We start from the raw sequence: 13,861 nt of genomic DNA, 5'->3' as shown, positions 1-13,861 counted from the left end.
GTGCCGGGTGGGAGACTTGAAAGGTGGTCAGGGAGCGCGCGAACAGGGCGGCTTGACGGCGCGTGTGATCCCAACCACCCGTCGCAGAAGGGGGATTGGACCCGTGAAGGGTGACCGCGTGGAGATAGTGGTGGATGCCGGGGACACGACACGCACATATGAGGTGGTGGCCAGCAGAGCGGGTCGCAGGGTGGAGACGGCGGTACGCCGAGGTGTCGTGGAAGTGAGCGAAGTCACGAGGAACGGCTCGGTCGTCCGCACTGCCCGTTTCATGGCGAACCGTGTCCTGGCGCTGGTCGAGCAGCCGGTGCCGCGGGAGGACAGCTCGGAACAGTAGGGACACACCGGGCACCCCATCCGGGATGACCCTGAGACCTAGGACTCCGTCTCCACCCAGGGGAGTACTCCGCAGGTCACAGGTCATCCTCCGGGAGGCCCGGCAATCGGTACGAGGGCATGACGACCGATACCTGTCGGCAGCCTAGATTTGAGGTCAAGCGGCGGGTGCAGCACTCGTCCCCCGAGGTCAGACACCCGCCGCTGCCAACCAACAAGAGAACGGTCAGGAGAGGGACCATGGCCCACACGGCATCGCGGACGGCGCTCCGCACACAGGGACGCAAGGCGTACATCGCCGCGTTCCGCCCGCGCCGACAGGGCCAGCGCCACCCACTGGTGGCGACAGCGATGGTCCTCCCCCTGGCAGCCCTGCTCGTGGTCGTCTTCGGCGGCTGGGAAGCAGTGGTCACACAAGCGTCGTCCGTGGGAGTGATGCTGGGGCGCTGAGCGGCGACCCCAGGCCCGGAAGAGCGGTCCGGGCGGGGACATCCACCCATGAAACCCCGTGGGGACGGGGGTGCGGCGGACGGCAAAAAATGCCCGCGCAGCTGGGGAGCTGCGCGGGCATTGCTTTTGCCTGTTGGTTTTCAGCCCGTCCGGCGTCTGAGGACGAGGCCGTTCAGGCCGAAGGGGGTCCAGGGGCGCAGCCCCTGGCGGGGTCGATGGGGCGGAGCCCCTGGGGATGGGGCGGGTAGGGGCGGCGGGGGCGAAACACCCCACCGCAACAGTCCCCGTACCCTCGCGACCAGACCCACCCACGCTTCAGGGAGCCCCGTGACCGCCACCCCCTTGCTCTCCGACCTCACCACCCGAGCCAAGGCCAAGGCCCACGCCCGCACCCAACCCTGCCCCTGCGGCGCAGCCACCCTCACCGACCGCCCCGACGGCACCGTCGTCCGCCACGCGGACACCGTCGCAAAGGCACACGCCCCGGACACCGTCCCCACCGAACTCACCGCCCGCCTGGCCGTGGCCGCCCGCCTCCCCGGCGTACTCCTGCCCCCGCTCAGCCCGACGCCCGTCGACCTGCACGGCAGACTCGTGACGTTCTGGCCCTACGGCGATCCCGTCGACCCGGAGGACCCGGACGCGGCCCCCTGGGAAGAGGCCGCCACCCTCCTCGCCCGTCTCCACCGGACTCCCGCCCCGCCCGGCCTGCCGCCCATGCGCGGCCCGGCCAAGGCGGCCCGTGCCATCGCGCGCCTGCGGGCCACCACCCCGCAGCCGGCCACCGAGCCCGTCCTGCGCGCCTGGGCAGCCCTCCCGGCCTGGGCCAGGGCCGAGGCCCCCATGCCCGACCTCCCCGGCCGACCGTCCCGCCCGAGCCTCTGCCACGGCGACCTCCACCTCGGCCAACTCGTACGCCACCCCACCCCGGACGGCCCCTGGCTCCTCATCGACGTGGACGACCTCGGTGTGGGCGCCCCCACCTGGGACCTGGCCCGCCCGGCCGCCTGGTACGCCTGCGGACTGCTCCCGCCCGACGAGTGGACCCGCTTCCTGGCCGCCTACCGCACCGCGGGCGGCCCGGCCGTACCCGCCGACGGCGACCCCTGGCCCGCCCTGGACACCGCCGCCCGCGCCCTCACCGTGCAGACGGCCGCCCTGGCGATCGTCAAGGCGACGGCGGCGGACCGCCCACTGGACGACGTACAGCTGGCCGTGGTCGACGCATGTGCCCGAATGGGTTCGGTACCACCCGAGTTGGCCCACGAAAACACGAAGTAGGGTGCAACCGACCGGAGCCGGACCGAGTCTGTCCTGGCGAGAAGCGAAACCGGATCAAGAAGAACCGAGAAGCAGTACCGACGGCGAGGAGTTGAGCCGAGCATGCAGTGTCCGAAGTGCCATGCGCCGATGCACACGTACAACCGCAACGGAGTCCAGATCGAGCAGTGCAGCGGTTGCCGGGGGATCTTCCTCGACTACGGCGAGCTGGAGGCGCTGACCCGCGTGGAGTCCCAGTGGTCGGGCCCCGCCGCGCCGCCGCCCCCTGCCCCACAGGGTTACCCGGCCGCTCCCGCACCCGCCTGGGGCGCCCCGCAGGGCGGCCACTACGGAGGCCATGGCGGTCACCACGGCAACAAGCGCCACAAGAGCTTCGGCCACATGCTGTTCTCCAGCTGACCGGAACGACTGACTGGAACGACTGGCTGAAACACGAAGAAGCCCCCTGCCGTACGAGACGGCCGGGGGCTTCTTCGGTGTGTGGACGATACTGGGATTGAACCAGTGACCTCTTCCGTGTCAGGGAAGCGCTCTCCCGCTGAGCTAATCGTCCTCGGGGTCACGACCCGAAGGCCGCGATTCGTGATTACTGCGTGCGCGATACTGGGATTGAACCAGTGACCTCTTCCGTGTCAGGGAAGCGCTCTCCCGCTGAGCTAATCGCGCGGGGACCCTTGCGGATCAAGGTCCTTGCGGACCAGTGGACGATACTGGGATTGAACCAGTGACCTCTTCCGTGTCAGGGAAGCGCTCTCCCGCTGAGCTAATCGTCCTTGGAGGTGGAGACGGGATTTGAACCCGTGTAGACGGCTTTGCAGGCCGTTGCCTCGCCTCTCGGCCACTCCACCAGGAGTGCGGGGGTTCGGGAAGATCCCCCTCTTCCTACGAGCGGACGACCAGGTTCGAACTGGCGACCTCAACCTTGGCAAGGTTGCGCTCTACCAACTGAGCTACGTCCGCATGTCGTTTCGAGGCGCTCTCGCGTCCCGGCGACGAGTTGAACTCTAGCGGATTCCGGGGCCAGCACAAAAACGCGTTTGTGCAGCGTGCTGCGCTGTGCCTGCTCGAAGACGTGGTCAGGGCACCCGCAGGACACCCGCCATAGACTCGGCGGTGTGTCCGATCTCGCTCCTCTCGCCCGCTTCGGCGGTCTCGTCGCCACCGGTCTCCTCGATGTCACCAGCGACCCCGCGGCTCTCGACTCCACCGGTTTCTGGGCCGTGTCCGCTGACTACGGCGGCCGTCTGACCTGCGCCCGCTTCCGGGACGTACGAGAGGAGGCGGTGCCCGCGCCGCAGTCGGGACCAGGGAGGTGGCGGGGTCCGGCCGCCGGTGACTGGACGTCGTCCCTCGACCGCGCCGCGTACACCGCGGGGGTGCGCCGGATCCGTGAGCACATCGCGACCGGCGAGGTCTATCAGGCGAACCTCTGCCGGGTCCTGTCCGCGCCCGTGGAGTCCGGCGCGGACGTGGACGCACTCACCTCACTGCTGGCACACGGCAACCCGGCACCGTATGCAGGAACGATCCGCCTGCCCGCGCAGGGCGTCGAGATCGCCACCGCGTCCCCCGAACTCTTCCTCCGCCGGGTCGGCCGGACCGTCGAATCGGGCCCGATCAAGGGCACCGGACGCACCGAGGCGGACCTCCTGGAGAAGGACTACGCCGAGAACGTGATGATCGTGGACCTGGTCCGCAACGACATCGGCCGCGTCTGCGCGACGGGCTCGGTGACCGTGCCCGAACTGTGCGTCGTCGAGAAGCACCCGGGGCTGGTCCACCTCGTGTCGACGGTACGGGGCGAGCTGCGCCCGCACACCGGCTGGCCGGAGCTGCTGGCGGCGGCCTTTCCGCCCGGCTCGGTCACCGGCGCGCCCAAGTCGAGCGCCCTGCGGATCATCGACGCCCTGGAGACGGCACCCCGGGGACCGTACTGCGGAGGCATCGGCTGGGTCGACGCGGACCGGGGCACGGGCGAACTGGCGGTCGGCATCCGCACCTTCTGGATCGACCGGGCCGACGGCATGCTGCGCTTCGGCACCGGAGCGGGCATCACCTGGGGTTCGGATCCCGAGGCGGAGTGGCGGGAGACCGAACTGAAGGCGTCCCGGCTGCTCGCGGTAGCGTCGGGGACGTATGCGGCCAGTGGAGAGGGAACGTTGACGTGAAGCTATGGCTCGACGGCGGGTTGCAGGACATCGAGACCGCCCGCGTCTCCGTGTTCGACCACGGACTGACCGTGGGCGACGGCATCTTCGAGACGGTGAAGGCGGTCGACGGCCGGCCGTTCGCACTCACCCGCCACCTGGACCGGCTGACCCGCTCGGCCCGCGGCCTCGGCCTGCCCGACCCCGACCTCGACGAGCTCCGCCGCGCCTGTACGGCCGTACTCGACGCCAATCCGATGGCCCTGGGCCGTCTGCGCATCACCTACACCGGTGGTCACGGCCCCCTCGGCTCCGACCGGGGGGAGCACGGCCCGACCCTGGTGGTCGCTGTCGGTGAGTCCGCCCGGCGTCCCGACGCGACCGCCGTGATCACGGTCCCCTGGACGCGCAACGAACGCGGCGCCGTCACCGGCCTGAAGACCACGTCGTACGCCGAGAACGTCGTCGCCCTCGCCAGGGCGCGCGAACAGGGCGCGTCCGAGGCGCTGTTCGGCAACACGGTCGGCCAGCTGTGCGAGGGGACGGGGTCGAACGTCTTCGTCGTCCTGGACGGCGAGATCCACACCCCGCCGCTCGCCTCCGGCTGCCTCGCCGGCGTCACGCGCGCCCTCGTCGCCGAGTGGACGGGCGCCAAGGAGACCGACCTGCCGCTCGCCGTCCTCGAAGACGCCGACGAGATCTTCCTGACGTCCACCCTGAGGGACGTACAGGCCGTGCGACGCGTCGACGACCGGCGACTCCCGGACGCACCGGGCCCGGTGACGGCCAAGGCGATGCGGGTCTTCGACGAGCGGGCGGGCGACGACCTCGATCCCTGATCGAGGCGCGGGAGCGAGGCAAGCCGAAAGTATTCGGCTGACGTCGGGCTCCGCAGCGGGTAGAACACCCCTGATGACCACCACCCTGCGGCCGACCGAGCCGCTCCAGCGCGAGGCCGACGGGACGCGTTCACGCCGATACCAGGTGTGCGTGAACAGCCGTCCCGTCGGCGCGATACACCTGGGCACCGACCCCGACTTCGGGGACTCGGTGGCGAAGATCCTTGACCTCCGCGTCGACGAACCCGACCGTCGGCGCGGCCGGGCCACGGTGGCCGCGCTCGCCGCGGAGGAGGTGGCACGCGGCTGGGGCTGCCGCCGCATCGAGGCGTCCGTCCCGGGCGACGCACCAGCGGCTCTGCGGCTCGCGACCGCGCTCGGCTACGTGCTGCGCAACCGTCGTATGGACAAGGCGCTCGGGGCCGTCCCGCCCGAACTGCCTGCCGGAAGCCTTGGCCGCCCCATGACGGAGGCCGAGTTCGTGGTGTGGGAGGCGGCGGGCAGGCTGGACTACGCGGAGAGCTGGATCGAGCGGGGAGTGCCGGCCGCCGAGGCGCACGCCAAGGCGAAGCAGGACCACGAGCGGATGCTGGCGCAGGGCGTGGCCAGCGAGGGCATGACACTCAGCGTCCTGGAACACGAGGGCACCCGCGTCGGCACTCTGTGGCTGGGCTCCCGCGAGGGCTCGGCCTTTGTGTACAAGGTCGAGGCCGACGCGGAACACCGGGGGAGAGGCCACGGCCGCGCCCTCATGCTCCTGGCGGAGGCCCAGGCGATCGAGGCCGGCCGGCCGGCGATCTCCCTGAACGTCTTCGCCGGCAACAGCCCGGCCGAACGGCTCTACGAGTCGTTGGGCTACGAGACGGTGACCCGCCACATGTACAAGGACCTGCTGTAGGCCGGCGGCCCGCCGCCTCCGGGCACGGACTGCGTCAGGCGTCCGGCCCGGCCAGCAGCCCGTCCACGATCTCCTCGATCCTTTCCCGCAGCCCTTCCTGACTCTTGCCGCCGTCGAGAACCTCACCGGCGATGACGTAGGTCGGCGTGCCGGTCACGCCGATGGCCTTGCCCTCGGCCTGGTCGGCGTCGACGATCAGGATGTGCCGGCCGTCGATCAGCGCGGTGTCGAACTCCTCGGCGTCCAGGCCGAGTTCGCCGGCCACCTCGACCAGGAAGGGTTCGCCCCTGCGGTCCAGCTCCTCGACCCGGCCGAGCACGGCCTCGACGTACGGCCACGCCTGCCCCTGCTCCGCCGCCTCCTCGGCGGCCTGTGCGGCGGCGAAGGCGTGCTTGTGCCGCTCCAGCGGGAAGTGCCGCAGCCGCAGCTCCAGCCGGTCGCCGTAACGGGCACGCAGGGCGCTCACGTCGTCCAGGGCGGTACGGCAGTCCGGGCACTGGAGCTCGCACCAGACCTCGAGTACGGGGACGGAGGCCGGGGCGGGAGCGCCGGCGGGCGCGGGGGAGGAGTCGCTCATGGGCACCAGTTTCCCAGCCGCGGCAGGGTCCGTCGTACGAGGGTCACCGGGACCTGTGGATGAGCCGACCCGGAGATGTCCCTGATGTCGGGACGGAGCATGGCATCCGGGGGACCGGGCGGTGCAGGATGGAAGGGACGAAGCGCACCTGCGCGACCGAACCCTGCCTGGAGGTCCGGATGATTGCCGAGACCGTCTGTTCCGCCGTCTCCGTGGCCGGCCTGGGCATCGCGGTGGTCACGGCGTACCGCAAGCGTTTTCTCGCGGCTGCCCGTATCGCCGCGTACTCGCTGGTTCCCATCGGCCTGGTGATGACGGGGGTGGTCGGTTGGGTGGCCGACACCGCCTTCAGTCCCTCCGCGTGGGCGGGCTTCGGCGTGCTCGGCGGCGCCTGGCTGCTCTTCGTGACCACCCGCGCGGTGGAGCGGCGAAGGGGTGGCACCCGGATGGAGCGCGGGGACATACAGACCGCGCAGCGCGAAGCGGTGGCTCCTGCGGCCTCCGCGCCCTCGCTGGGACAGGGGCGGGGCAAGGCCTCCCGCCCGGAGGCCCAGCCCACGGCCAAGCCGCGCGGTGGCGGTGCCGGGGACGACTTCAGCGACATCGAGGCGATCCTGAAGAAGCACGGCATATGAAGAAGCTCCGTGTATGACGGGGTACGACAGCCGACGTACTGAAACGACACAATCGACCCGGAGGCGACGGAGGTCGCTCGGAAGCGATCATGACTCGCTGCGGACATTACGGAATTCGGCGAACTACCGCTCATTCCGGGCGTGTTGATCGCGTAGAGGGTGTCGGCTGCGTCATCATCGCGGCGAGATGCTGGACACAACACAGAGCGAGGCCGTGCCGTCGAAGGACGAGCCTCGCGGGTGCCTCTTCGCCCTTTCCCAGCCACCGCTGATGATCTTCCTTGCGGTGATCGGGTGTCTGCTGCTCATGGCTTCGTTGCATGATCTGCTGTTGCTGTGAGCTGTACACGCCAGTCCCCGGCGCCATCCGCCGGGGGCTGCGTCAGCATCAGGGTCGGGTCCTCTGCCCGTCAGCCCGCCGACTCCTTGCGGCGCGCCCGGTAGGCCGCCACATGAAGCCGGTTTCCACAGGTTCGGCTGTCGCAGTAGCGGCGTGACCGGTTGCGGGAGACGTCGACGAAGGCGTGCCGGCAGTCCGGGGCCTCGCACCGGCGCAGCCGCTCCTGCTCGCCGGCGACCACGAAGAACGCGAGGGCCATCCCGCAGTCGGCGGCGAGATGGTCGGCGATGGACGCGCCGGGGGCGAAGTAGTGCACGTGCCAGTCGTAGCCGTCGTGGTCGGTGAGCCGGGGGGTGGTGCCCGCGGCGGCGACCAGCTCGTTGATGACCGTGGCGGCGGTCCGGGCGTCCTGCGCCGCGAACACCCCGGCGAACCGTCCGCGGATCCTGCGCACGGCGGCGAGATCGAACTCCGACAGCACACCGATGTCGCTGATCTTGTGCTTTCGTACGAAACCTTCGAGCGCGTCGACATCGGGCAGTCCGTCCGCCGAGTCGTCCTCCGGCGCGGTGTTCACCAGATCGACCACGGCGTCGAGGGCGCACCGGGTGTCGTGGGTGATCAGCACGTTGCTCTCCCTGGCCTGCCTGGGCGGTCGGGCGGGCACCCGCCCGCCGATGCTGGCCGATGGTAGTGGCTCACAGCGACGGAGGTGGGCGTCGGCCTTTGCGGGGTCGGGGCAGCGGCCCGGGAGGACACGCGGACGCACCGCCGCCGCCCCACGGAAACCCGCGGGGCGGCGGCGGTGTGCCATATGCGGTTGTGACCCGAGCCGTCTCCCCGAGTGGACGGCGCCGGGCGGCTCAGTGGGGTCCTCGTCCTAGCTTTCCGCCAGGATGTGTGACAGTTCCTGGTCGAGGTCGAAGTGGCGGTGTTCCGTGCCGGGTGGCACGGCGGCGTCCGTTCGCTTCAGGAAGGACTCCAGGGCTCGTGCGGGGGCTTCGAGCAGGGCCTCGCCCTCTGGGGAGCTGAGAGCGATGCAGACAACGCCCTGACCGTGGCTCCGGGACGGCCAGACTCGGACGTCACCGGTGCCGGTGGGCCGGTGGAGGCCCTCCGCGAGCAAGTCGCGGGCGAACACCCACTCGACGGTTTCCTCGGCTCCGGTGTGGAAGGTGGCGTGCACGGCGTAGGGATCGGCCGTGTCATACCGCAGTCCTGCGGGAACGGGCAGTGAGGACTCGCTCGACACAACGAGGCGCAGGTGCAGCTCGCAGCTGACCGTGGTGTTCATAAGCGCCAAGGCCTTTCGCTCAGTGTGCGCTCGGGGATTCGCACGTCGGCGAAATCGACATGCCACCTACGGTGTCGTTGTAAACCCCTCTGAGTGTTTTGCGTGCCTTTACGTAACTCTTCCGGCCGACGACCGGTTCGTCGGCTACGACCATTCCGGTGACCGGTTTCTGTCCGGTAGGGTTTGGCTGTATGAATACGGGGAGTGACAAGCCCGTCGAGGCTGTCGTGACACCAGATGAGGCCGGGGCCGGTGATGCCGCGGGCGAGCGTGAGCTCGGGTCGAGGGCGCCGGAATTCATCAAGGCACGCCGCATGCTGCACGTGAGCTGGCAGGTCGGCGTGTTCGTCGTGGGCCTCGCGGTGGTGGGTGCCGGCGTCGTCATGCTGCCGCTGCCCGGGCCGGGCTGGCTGGTGATCTTCGGCGGTATGGCGATCTGGGCGACCGAGTTCGTCTGGGCCCAGCTGGTGCTGCGCTGGACGAAGCGCAAGGTCACCGTGGCGACACAGCGTGCACTCGACCCCAGGGTGCGTCGCCGCAACATCATCCTGGTGACCATCGGTCTGCTGATAGTGGCGGTTCTCGTCGGAATCTACCTGTGGAAGTTCGGGCTGGAAATGCCCTGGAACATCAAGGATCAGTGATCCTGCGAGTGTCCGGGGCACCCCCTGACATGGGGTAATGTTCTCCCTGCGTCCGGGCGATTAGCTCAGTGGGAGAGCGCTTCGTTCACACCGAAGAGGTCACTGGTTCGAACCCAGTATCGCCCACCGGATCAAGTGCGGCCCGTGTCCACGGAAACGTGGACACGGGCCGCATTTGTCGTTCGGCTTCGCCTGGTTGACGTCGGTCGGTCCGGCTCGTGCCACCCGGCGCACCTCCGCCCCGTACGCCCCTTGGGACCCTCCTGCACCCGCCCGGGGCCCCGTCGTGCACCCCGGGGGAGAGCGCCGAGAGCGCTCCGGCGGAAGCTCTCCCCTTCCTCTCGGTCCCGGCAACGTCACTGTTCGGGCGCTCGCCGCGCCTGGCGTCAACTCCCCACCCGGCAGGCGCATTTCGGCCCCGCCCCAAATAAACACCGACGGCCCGCCGTTGTTCGACCGGCCGACCCCGGGCGCCTCACCTGCGACGTCAACCTCCTTTCCAGGGGCCCGAGTCGACCGGTGTGCCGCCCTCACCCAGCCCGCTCACAGAAAAATCCTGTCCGAATCATTGACGCATTCCGAGGCCCTCCGTAGCTTGTGCCAGCAAGCGCTTACTTGAAACGATTCACGCAGGCGCCAACGACGTCGCGGGGAGGGCCCACTGTGCCTAAGAACGGAAATGTTGAGAGGCGAACGATCCTCAAGGCGGCCGGAGCCTCGGCGGCCGCGCTGGGGCTGGCGACGACGACCGGGTGCGGTGGTGACAGCGGCGCCGGGGACGGGAATGTGACGCTCCGTTATGCGTGGTGGGGTGGCGAGCCGCGCACCATTGCCATCAAGAAGTCGATCGCGCTCTTCGAGAAGAAGTACCCGAAGATCAAGATCAAGCCGGAATTCACCGACTACGCGGCGTTCTGGGAGAAGTTCCAGACGCAGGCCTCCGGCGGTAATCCGCCGGACGTTTTCCAGAATGCTGTCGGATTTCTGCGCAAGTACGACAAGCGTGGCGTTCTTTTGGACCTCAAGGCGCAGGCTGACGCCGGGAATCTGGACCTGGAGAACTTCCGCAACGGCGTTCTGGCGAACGGTCAGGTCGACGGCAAGCAGCTCGGCATACCCGTCGGCGCCAACACCATGGCGCTCGTCATCGACCTCAAGGCCTTCGAGAAGGCGGGCGTCGAGGCGAAGTTCGGCTGGACCTGGGACGAGTACTTCGCAGCGCTGCAGAAGATCCAGGACAAGCTGAAGATCGCCGGTGACACCGGCTACTTCGGCATCATGTACCTCTACGACCTGTACCTGCGCCAGAACGGCAAGGCCTTCTTCACCGACACGGATCTCGGCTTCACCGAGGACGACCTGACGCAGTGGTGGGAGGACGGCTACAAGCGGGTGAAGTCCGGGCTTGTCGCCGACCCCAAGAAGATCGAGCAGGTCCAACCCAAGTCCGGTCTGTCGGCGGGGCTCGCCGCGTCCGAATTCACCTGGGACAACTTCTCCATCCGTTACGAGGGCGAGGGAGAGTCCGACTACGGGCTCGCCCCGATCCCCACCACGGACGGCAAGGACACCGGCCAGTACCTCGGTTCGCTGATGATGAGCGCCTTCTCCGGGACCAAGCACCCCAAGGAGGTCGCCCAGTTCATCAGCTTCATGGTCCACGACCCCGAGGTCGGCAAGATCATGGGCTACGACCGGGGCATCCTCGCCACCACCGAGCAGTTCGACGCGTTCAAGCCGACCGACCCCAACAACAAGGGCGTCGCGGCCTACGAGGACGAGGTCGCCAAGGCCGGCGTGCTCGGGAAGATCACCCCGCACCCGTCCGGCGCGGATGTCGTCGAGTCGGCCTTCCTGCGCATCGGCGGCGAGATCGCCCAGGGCAAGACCAAGCCGGCGGATGGCGCGAAGGCCCTGTTCAGCGAGGCCAAGGCCGCGTTCGCGGGCTGAGGGGACGTACCACCATGACGCTCGTCAAAGAAGCGCCCGCGCGCCCGGCGCAGAAGCGGTCCGCCGCTCCTGCCGCCGGGCGGCGCGGGCGGCGCCGCGAGAACCTCGCCGGCTATCTCTTCATGTCGCCGTGGATCGCGGGGTTCCTGCTGCTCACGGCGGGGCCGATGATCGCGTCGCTCTACTACGCGTTCACCAGCTACAACCTGTTCACGCCGCCGAAGTGGGTGGGGCTGGACAACTTCACGACGATGTTCCAGGACCCGCGCTGGCAGAAGTCGGTCGAGGTCACGCTGAAGTACGTCGTCGTGGCCACCCCGCTGAAGCTGCTCCTCGCGCTCGGAGTGGCGCTGCTGCTCGCGCAGAACCGGCGCGGACAGGCGCTGTACCGGGCCGCGTTCTACATGCCGTCGCTCATCGGCGCCAGCGTCTCCGTGGGCTTCGTCTGGCGGGCGCTCTTCTCCGACGACGCCGTCGTGGACCGTACGCAGAAGGTCTTCGGGCTCGACGTCGGCGGCTGGATCGGCAACCCGGACTACGTCCTGTACTCCCTGGTGGCGCTGAGCATCTGGCAGTTCGGTGCGCCGATGGTCATCTTCCTGGCCGGGCTCAAGCAGGTGCCGCAGGAACTGTACGAGGCCGCCGAGATGGACGGCGCCGGTCCCCTCCGGCGGTTCTGGAACATCACGCTGCCGATGATCTCCCCGGTGCTGTTCTTCAACGTGCTGCTGGAGTCCATTCACGCGTTCCAGGTGTTCGGTTCCGCCTATGTCGTCTCCGACACCCGGTGCGGGCCCGCCGATGCCACCCTGGTCTATACCTGCTACCTCTACCAGAAGGGCTTCAAGGAGTCCCAGATGGGCTTCGCCTCCGCGATGGCATGGACGCTGGTGATCGCGGTTGCGCTCGTCACGGCGGTCCTGTTCTGGTCGCAGAAGAAGTGGGTGCACTACGAGGAGGCCGCCAAGTGACCAGTGCCACCAGCCCCGTCGCACACACCGCGAACGAAGGGCGGCGTATCGGATCCCTCGTCTGGCACGTGGGCGCGCTCCTCGTGCTCGCGGTCGTCCTCTACCCGGTGATCTGGGTGCTCGGCGCCTCGTTCAAGCCGAGCAAGGACATCATCGCCAGCCTCGACCTGCTGCCCACCAAGCCGGTATGGGCGAACTTCTCCGGACTCGCCGACGGCATCTCCGGCATCTCCATCGGCAGCTTCTTCAGCAACTCGCTGATGTACGCGGGCCTGGCCGTGGTCGGTGTGGTGCTCTCCAGCTCGCTGACCGCGTACGCCTTCGCCAAGATCCGGTTCGCCGGGCGGAACCTGCTGTTCACGCTGATGATCGGCACCCTGCTGCTGCCGTACCACGTGCTGCTCATTCCGCAGTACGTGCTGTTCCGCAACCTGGGCTACATCGACACGCTCGTGCCGCTCGTCGCGGGCAAGTTCCTCGCCACGGAGGCGTTCTTCGTCTTCCTGATGGTCCAGTTCATGCGCGGGCTGCCGCGCGAGCTGGACGAGGCCGCCAAGCTCGACGGGTGCGGACACCTGCGGACCTACTGGTCCATCGTGCTGCCGCTGAGCCGGCCCGCCATCATCACCAGCGCGATCTTCACCTTCATCAACGCGTGGAACGACTTCATGGGGCCGTTGATCTACCTCAACACCCCCTCCAAGTACACCGTCTCGCTCGGCCTGATGATGTTCCGCGACCAGGAGGGCATCTCCAACTACGGCAGCATGATCGCCATGTCGCTGGTGGCGCTGGTGCCGGTCGTCGCCTTCTTCATGGCCTTCCAGCGCTACCTCATCGACGGTATGGCGACCTCCGGACTGAAGGGCTGAGGCGGCCACCATGGCCCTGACACGCGTGAAGGCACGCTCCCCGCGCAAGGAGCGCAAGGAGTCCGTGTTCGGCGAGCGCTTCTCGGTCTTCGCCGAGTGTCTGCTCACCGGGGTGTGGATCGCCGTGGCCTGTCTCGGGGTCGTCACCTACCCCGCGGCCTTCGCCGCCGGCGCACGGCATCTGCGGCGTCGAACGACCCATGAGGGTGGTGGCTTGCGGGAGTTCGTCGCGGACTTCCGGGCGGCCGTGCGCGGTGGGTGGGCCGTCGGGCTCGTCGGCTGGGCGGTCGCCGCCGCGGTCTGGGTGGACGTGCTGGCCGCGCGGGCCGGGCTTCCCGGCGGGACGTTCGTCGGGGCCGTCGGCATCTTCGCGCTGATCGGGCTCGCCGTGGCCCTGCTGCGGGCGGCGGCCGTCTGGACACCGGGCGCCCGCTGGTGGGCGCTGCTCGCGGACGCCGGGCGCCGGACCGTGCGCGATCCCGCCGGGTCCTTCCTGGTCGTCTGCGGGCTGGCCGTGGTGGCGCTGTCCGCAGGGTTCCTTCCGCCGCTGGCGGTTCCCGTCCTCGGGGCCGTCGCGGCGGCGGCCGTCGCCGTGGAGGAGCGGTACCGGCACCGCTGACGGGCGGT

Annotated in this window: 17 protein-coding genes and 6 tRNA genes; 15 read left to right on the top strand and 8 right to left on the bottom strand. The window is 69.2% G+C overall.

Annotated elements, in window-relative coordinates; genetic code table 11:
• Nucleotides 1-103: 103 nt before the first annotated feature.
• From OHN74_RS07200 to OHN74_RS07185, 4 genes are all read left to right on the top strand, one after another.
• Nucleotides 104-337: a hypothetical protein gene (locus OHN74_RS07200; RefSeq protein ID WP_044472070.1), complete on the top strand. Its 234-nt coding sequence runs from the start codon at nucleotides 104-106 to the stop codon at nucleotides 335-337.
• A 239-nt stretch (nucleotides 338-576) separates the two neighbouring features.
• Nucleotides 577-786: a hypothetical protein gene (locus tag OHN74_RS07195; RefSeq protein WP_006375967.1), complete on the top strand. Its 210-nt coding sequence runs from the start codon at nucleotides 577-579 to the stop codon at nucleotides 784-786.
• A gap of 327 nt (nucleotides 787-1,113) precedes the next feature.
• A complete protein-coding gene (locus tag OHN74_RS07190; RefSeq protein ID WP_327693688.1) occupies nucleotides 1,114-2,067 on the top strand; it encodes a phosphotransferase family protein in 954 nt (317 codons plus the stop codon).
• Between the two features lie 102 nt (nucleotides 2,068-2,169).
• Entirely contained in the window at nucleotides 2,170-2,466 is a 297-nt protein-coding gene (locus tag OHN74_RS07185; protein ID WP_327693687.1) for a TFIIB-type zinc ribbon-containing protein, read from the top strand.
• A gap of 82 nt (nucleotides 2,467-2,548) precedes the next feature.
• Here the strand turns inward: OHN74_RS07185 and OHN74_RS07180 are convergent.
• The 5 genes from OHN74_RS07180 to OHN74_RS07160 form a co-directional block, all read right to left on the bottom strand.
• A tRNA-Val gene (locus OHN74_RS07180) sits at nucleotides 2,549-2,620 on the bottom strand.
• Between the two features lie 41 nt (nucleotides 2,621-2,661).
• A tRNA-Val gene (locus OHN74_RS07175) sits at nucleotides 2,662-2,733 on the bottom strand.
• Nucleotides 2,734-2,768: 35 nt separating this feature from the next.
• Nucleotides 2,769-2,840, bottom strand: a tRNA-Val gene (locus OHN74_RS07170).
• A gap of 1 nt (nucleotide 2,841) precedes the next feature.
• A tRNA-Cys gene (locus tag OHN74_RS07165) sits at nucleotides 2,842-2,915 on the bottom strand.
• Between the two features lie 39 nt (nucleotides 2,916-2,954).
• Nucleotides 2,955-3,027: transfer RNA gene (locus tag OHN74_RS07160), tRNA-Gly, on the bottom strand.
• Between the two features lie 155 nt (nucleotides 3,028-3,182).
• On the opposite strand from OHN74_RS07160, the gene OHN74_RS07155 reads away from it, so the two are divergent.
• The 3 genes from OHN74_RS07155 to OHN74_RS07145 all read left to right on the top strand — a co-directional run bounded on the left by OHN74_RS07155 (nucleotide 3,183) and on the right by OHN74_RS07145 (nucleotide 5,951).
• A complete protein-coding gene (locus OHN74_RS07155) occupies nucleotides 3,183-4,235 on the top strand; it encodes a chorismate-binding protein (RefSeq protein WP_327693686.1) in 1,053 nt (350 codons plus the stop codon).
• Nucleotides 4,232-5,053 carry an aminotransferase class IV gene (locus tag OHN74_RS07150; protein ID WP_327693685.1) on the top strand — a complete coding sequence of 274 codons (822 nt, stop codon included), beginning with the start codon at nucleotides 4,232-4,234 and terminating at the stop codon, nucleotides 5,051-5,053. Before OHN74_RS07155 ends, OHN74_RS07150 begins: the two co-directional genes overlap by 4 nt.
• Nucleotides 5,054-5,126: 73 nt before the next feature.
• Nucleotides 5,127-5,951 (top strand): GNAT family N-acetyltransferase, encoded by an 825-nt coding sequence (locus OHN74_RS07145; protein WP_327693684.1) that lies wholly within the window; start codon nucleotides 5,127-5,129, stop codon nucleotides 5,949-5,951.
• A gap of 34 nt (nucleotides 5,952-5,985) precedes the next feature.
• Here OHN74_RS07145 and OHN74_RS07140 read toward each other — a convergent pair whose 3' ends face one another.
• On the bottom strand, nucleotides 5,986-6,528 hold the full coding sequence (locus OHN74_RS07140; RefSeq protein ID WP_327693683.1) for a DsbA family protein: 543 nt from the start codon (nucleotides 6,526-6,528) through the stop codon (nucleotides 5,986-5,988).
• Between the two features lie 179 nt (nucleotides 6,529-6,707).
• Here OHN74_RS07140 and OHN74_RS07135 point away from each other — a divergent pair, with 179 nt between their 5' ends.
• Both OHN74_RS07135 and OHN74_RS07130 read left to right on the top strand, forming a co-directional pair.
• Entirely contained in the window at nucleotides 6,708-7,163 is a 456-nt protein-coding gene (locus tag OHN74_RS07135; protein WP_327693682.1) for a hypothetical protein, read from the top strand.
• Nucleotides 7,164-7,350: 187 nt separating this feature from the next.
• Nucleotides 7,351-7,503, top strand: a complete 153-nt coding sequence (locus OHN74_RS07130; RefSeq protein ID WP_327693681.1) for a hypothetical protein — start codon at nucleotides 7,351-7,353, stop codon at nucleotides 7,501-7,503.
• A 70-nt stretch (nucleotides 7,504-7,573) separates the two neighbouring features.
• Here the strand turns inward: OHN74_RS07130 and OHN74_RS07125 are convergent, their stop codons facing one another.
• Complete coding sequence (locus OHN74_RS07125; protein WP_327693680.1) at nucleotides 7,574-8,131, bottom strand: CGNR zinc finger domain-containing protein; 558 nt, start codon at nucleotides 8,129-8,131, stop codon at nucleotides 7,574-7,576.
• A gap of 252 nt (nucleotides 8,132-8,383) precedes the next feature.
• Nucleotides 8,384-8,797, bottom strand: coding sequence for an SsgA family sporulation/cell division regulator (locus OHN74_RS07120; protein WP_004002642.1), 414 nt, complete (start codon nucleotides 8,795-8,797; stop codon nucleotides 8,384-8,386).
• A 191-nt stretch (nucleotides 8,798-8,988) separates the two neighbouring features.
• On the opposite strand from OHN74_RS07120, the gene OHN74_RS07115 reads away from it, so the two are divergent.
• From OHN74_RS07115 to OHN74_RS07090, 6 genes are all read left to right on the top strand, one after another.
• Nucleotides 8,989-9,441, top strand: a complete 453-nt coding sequence (locus OHN74_RS07115; RefSeq protein WP_327700027.1) for a TIGR02611 family protein — start codon at nucleotides 8,989-8,991, stop codon at nucleotides 9,439-9,441.
• Between the two features lie 54 nt (nucleotides 9,442-9,495).
• A tRNA-Val gene (locus tag OHN74_RS07110) sits at nucleotides 9,496-9,567 on the top strand.
• A gap of 537 nt (nucleotides 9,568-10,104) precedes the next feature.
• On the top strand, nucleotides 10,105-11,391 hold the full coding sequence (locus OHN74_RS07105) for an ABC transporter substrate-binding protein (RefSeq protein ID WP_327693679.1): 1,287 nt from the start codon (nucleotides 10,105-10,107) through the stop codon (nucleotides 11,389-11,391).
• Between the two features lie 14 nt (nucleotides 11,392-11,405).
• Nucleotides 11,406-12,362, top strand: a complete 957-nt coding sequence (locus tag OHN74_RS07100; RefSeq protein ID WP_327693678.1) for a carbohydrate ABC transporter permease — start codon at nucleotides 11,406-11,408, stop codon at nucleotides 12,360-12,362.
• Nucleotides 12,359-13,234, top strand: coding sequence for a carbohydrate ABC transporter permease (locus OHN74_RS07095; protein ID WP_327693677.1), 876 nt, complete (start codon nucleotides 12,359-12,361; stop codon nucleotides 13,232-13,234). Before OHN74_RS07100 ends, OHN74_RS07095 begins: the two co-directional genes overlap by 4 nt.
• Before the next feature lie 10 nt (nucleotides 13,235-13,244).
• Entirely contained in the window at nucleotides 13,245-13,853 is a 609-nt protein-coding gene (locus OHN74_RS07090; RefSeq protein WP_327693676.1) for a hypothetical protein, read from the top strand.
• Nucleotides 13,854-13,861: the final 8 nt, after the last annotated feature.

Source organism: Streptomyces sp. NBC_00459 (genome assembly GCF_036013955.1).
Lineage (GTDB): Bacteria > Actinomycetota > Actinomycetes > Streptomycetales > Streptomycetaceae > Streptomyces.
This window is presented reverse-complemented; position numbering and strand designations above follow the sequence as displayed.

Excerpts from the sequence above, each read along its gene's own strand:
- OHN74_RS07195 (WP_006375967.1), top strand. The coding sequence starts at position 577 with ATGGCCCACACGGCATCGCGGACGGCGCTCCGCACACAGGGACGCAAG.
- OHN74_RS07090 (WP_327693676.1), top strand. The coding sequence starts at position 13,245 with ATGGCCCTGACACGCGTGAAGGCACGCTCCCCGCGCAAGGAGCGCAAG.
- OHN74_RS07100 (WP_327693678.1), top strand. The coding sequence starts at position 11,406 with ATGACGCTCGTCAAAGAAGCGCCCGCGCGCCCGGCGCAGAAGCGGTCC.
- OHN74_RS07145 (WP_327693684.1), top strand. The coding sequence starts at position 5,127 with ATGACCACCACCCTGCGGCCGACCGAGCCGCTCCAGCGCGAGGCCGAC.
- OHN74_RS07135 (WP_327693682.1), top strand. The coding sequence starts at position 6,708 with ATGATTGCCGAGACCGTCTGTTCCGCCGTCTCCGTGGCCGGCCTGGGC.
- OHN74_RS07115 (WP_327700027.1), top strand. The coding sequence starts at position 8,989 with ATGAATACGGGGAGTGACAAGCCCGTCGAGGCTGTCGTGACACCAGAT.
- OHN74_RS07130 (WP_327693681.1), top strand. The coding sequence starts at position 7,351 with ATGCTGGACACAACACAGAGCGAGGCCGTGCCGTCGAAGGACGAGCCT.
- OHN74_RS07120 (WP_004002642.1), bottom strand. The coding sequence starts at position 8,797 with ATGAACACCACGGTCAGCTGCGAGCTGCACCTGCGCCTCGTTGTGTCG.
- OHN74_RS07140 (WP_327693683.1), bottom strand. The coding sequence starts at position 6,528 with ATGAGCGACTCCTCCCCCGCGCCCGCCGGCGCTCCCGCCCCGGCCTCC.
- OHN74_RS07185 (WP_327693687.1), top strand. The coding sequence starts at position 2,170 with ATGCAGTGTCCGAAGTGCCATGCGCCGATGCACACGTACAACCGCAAC.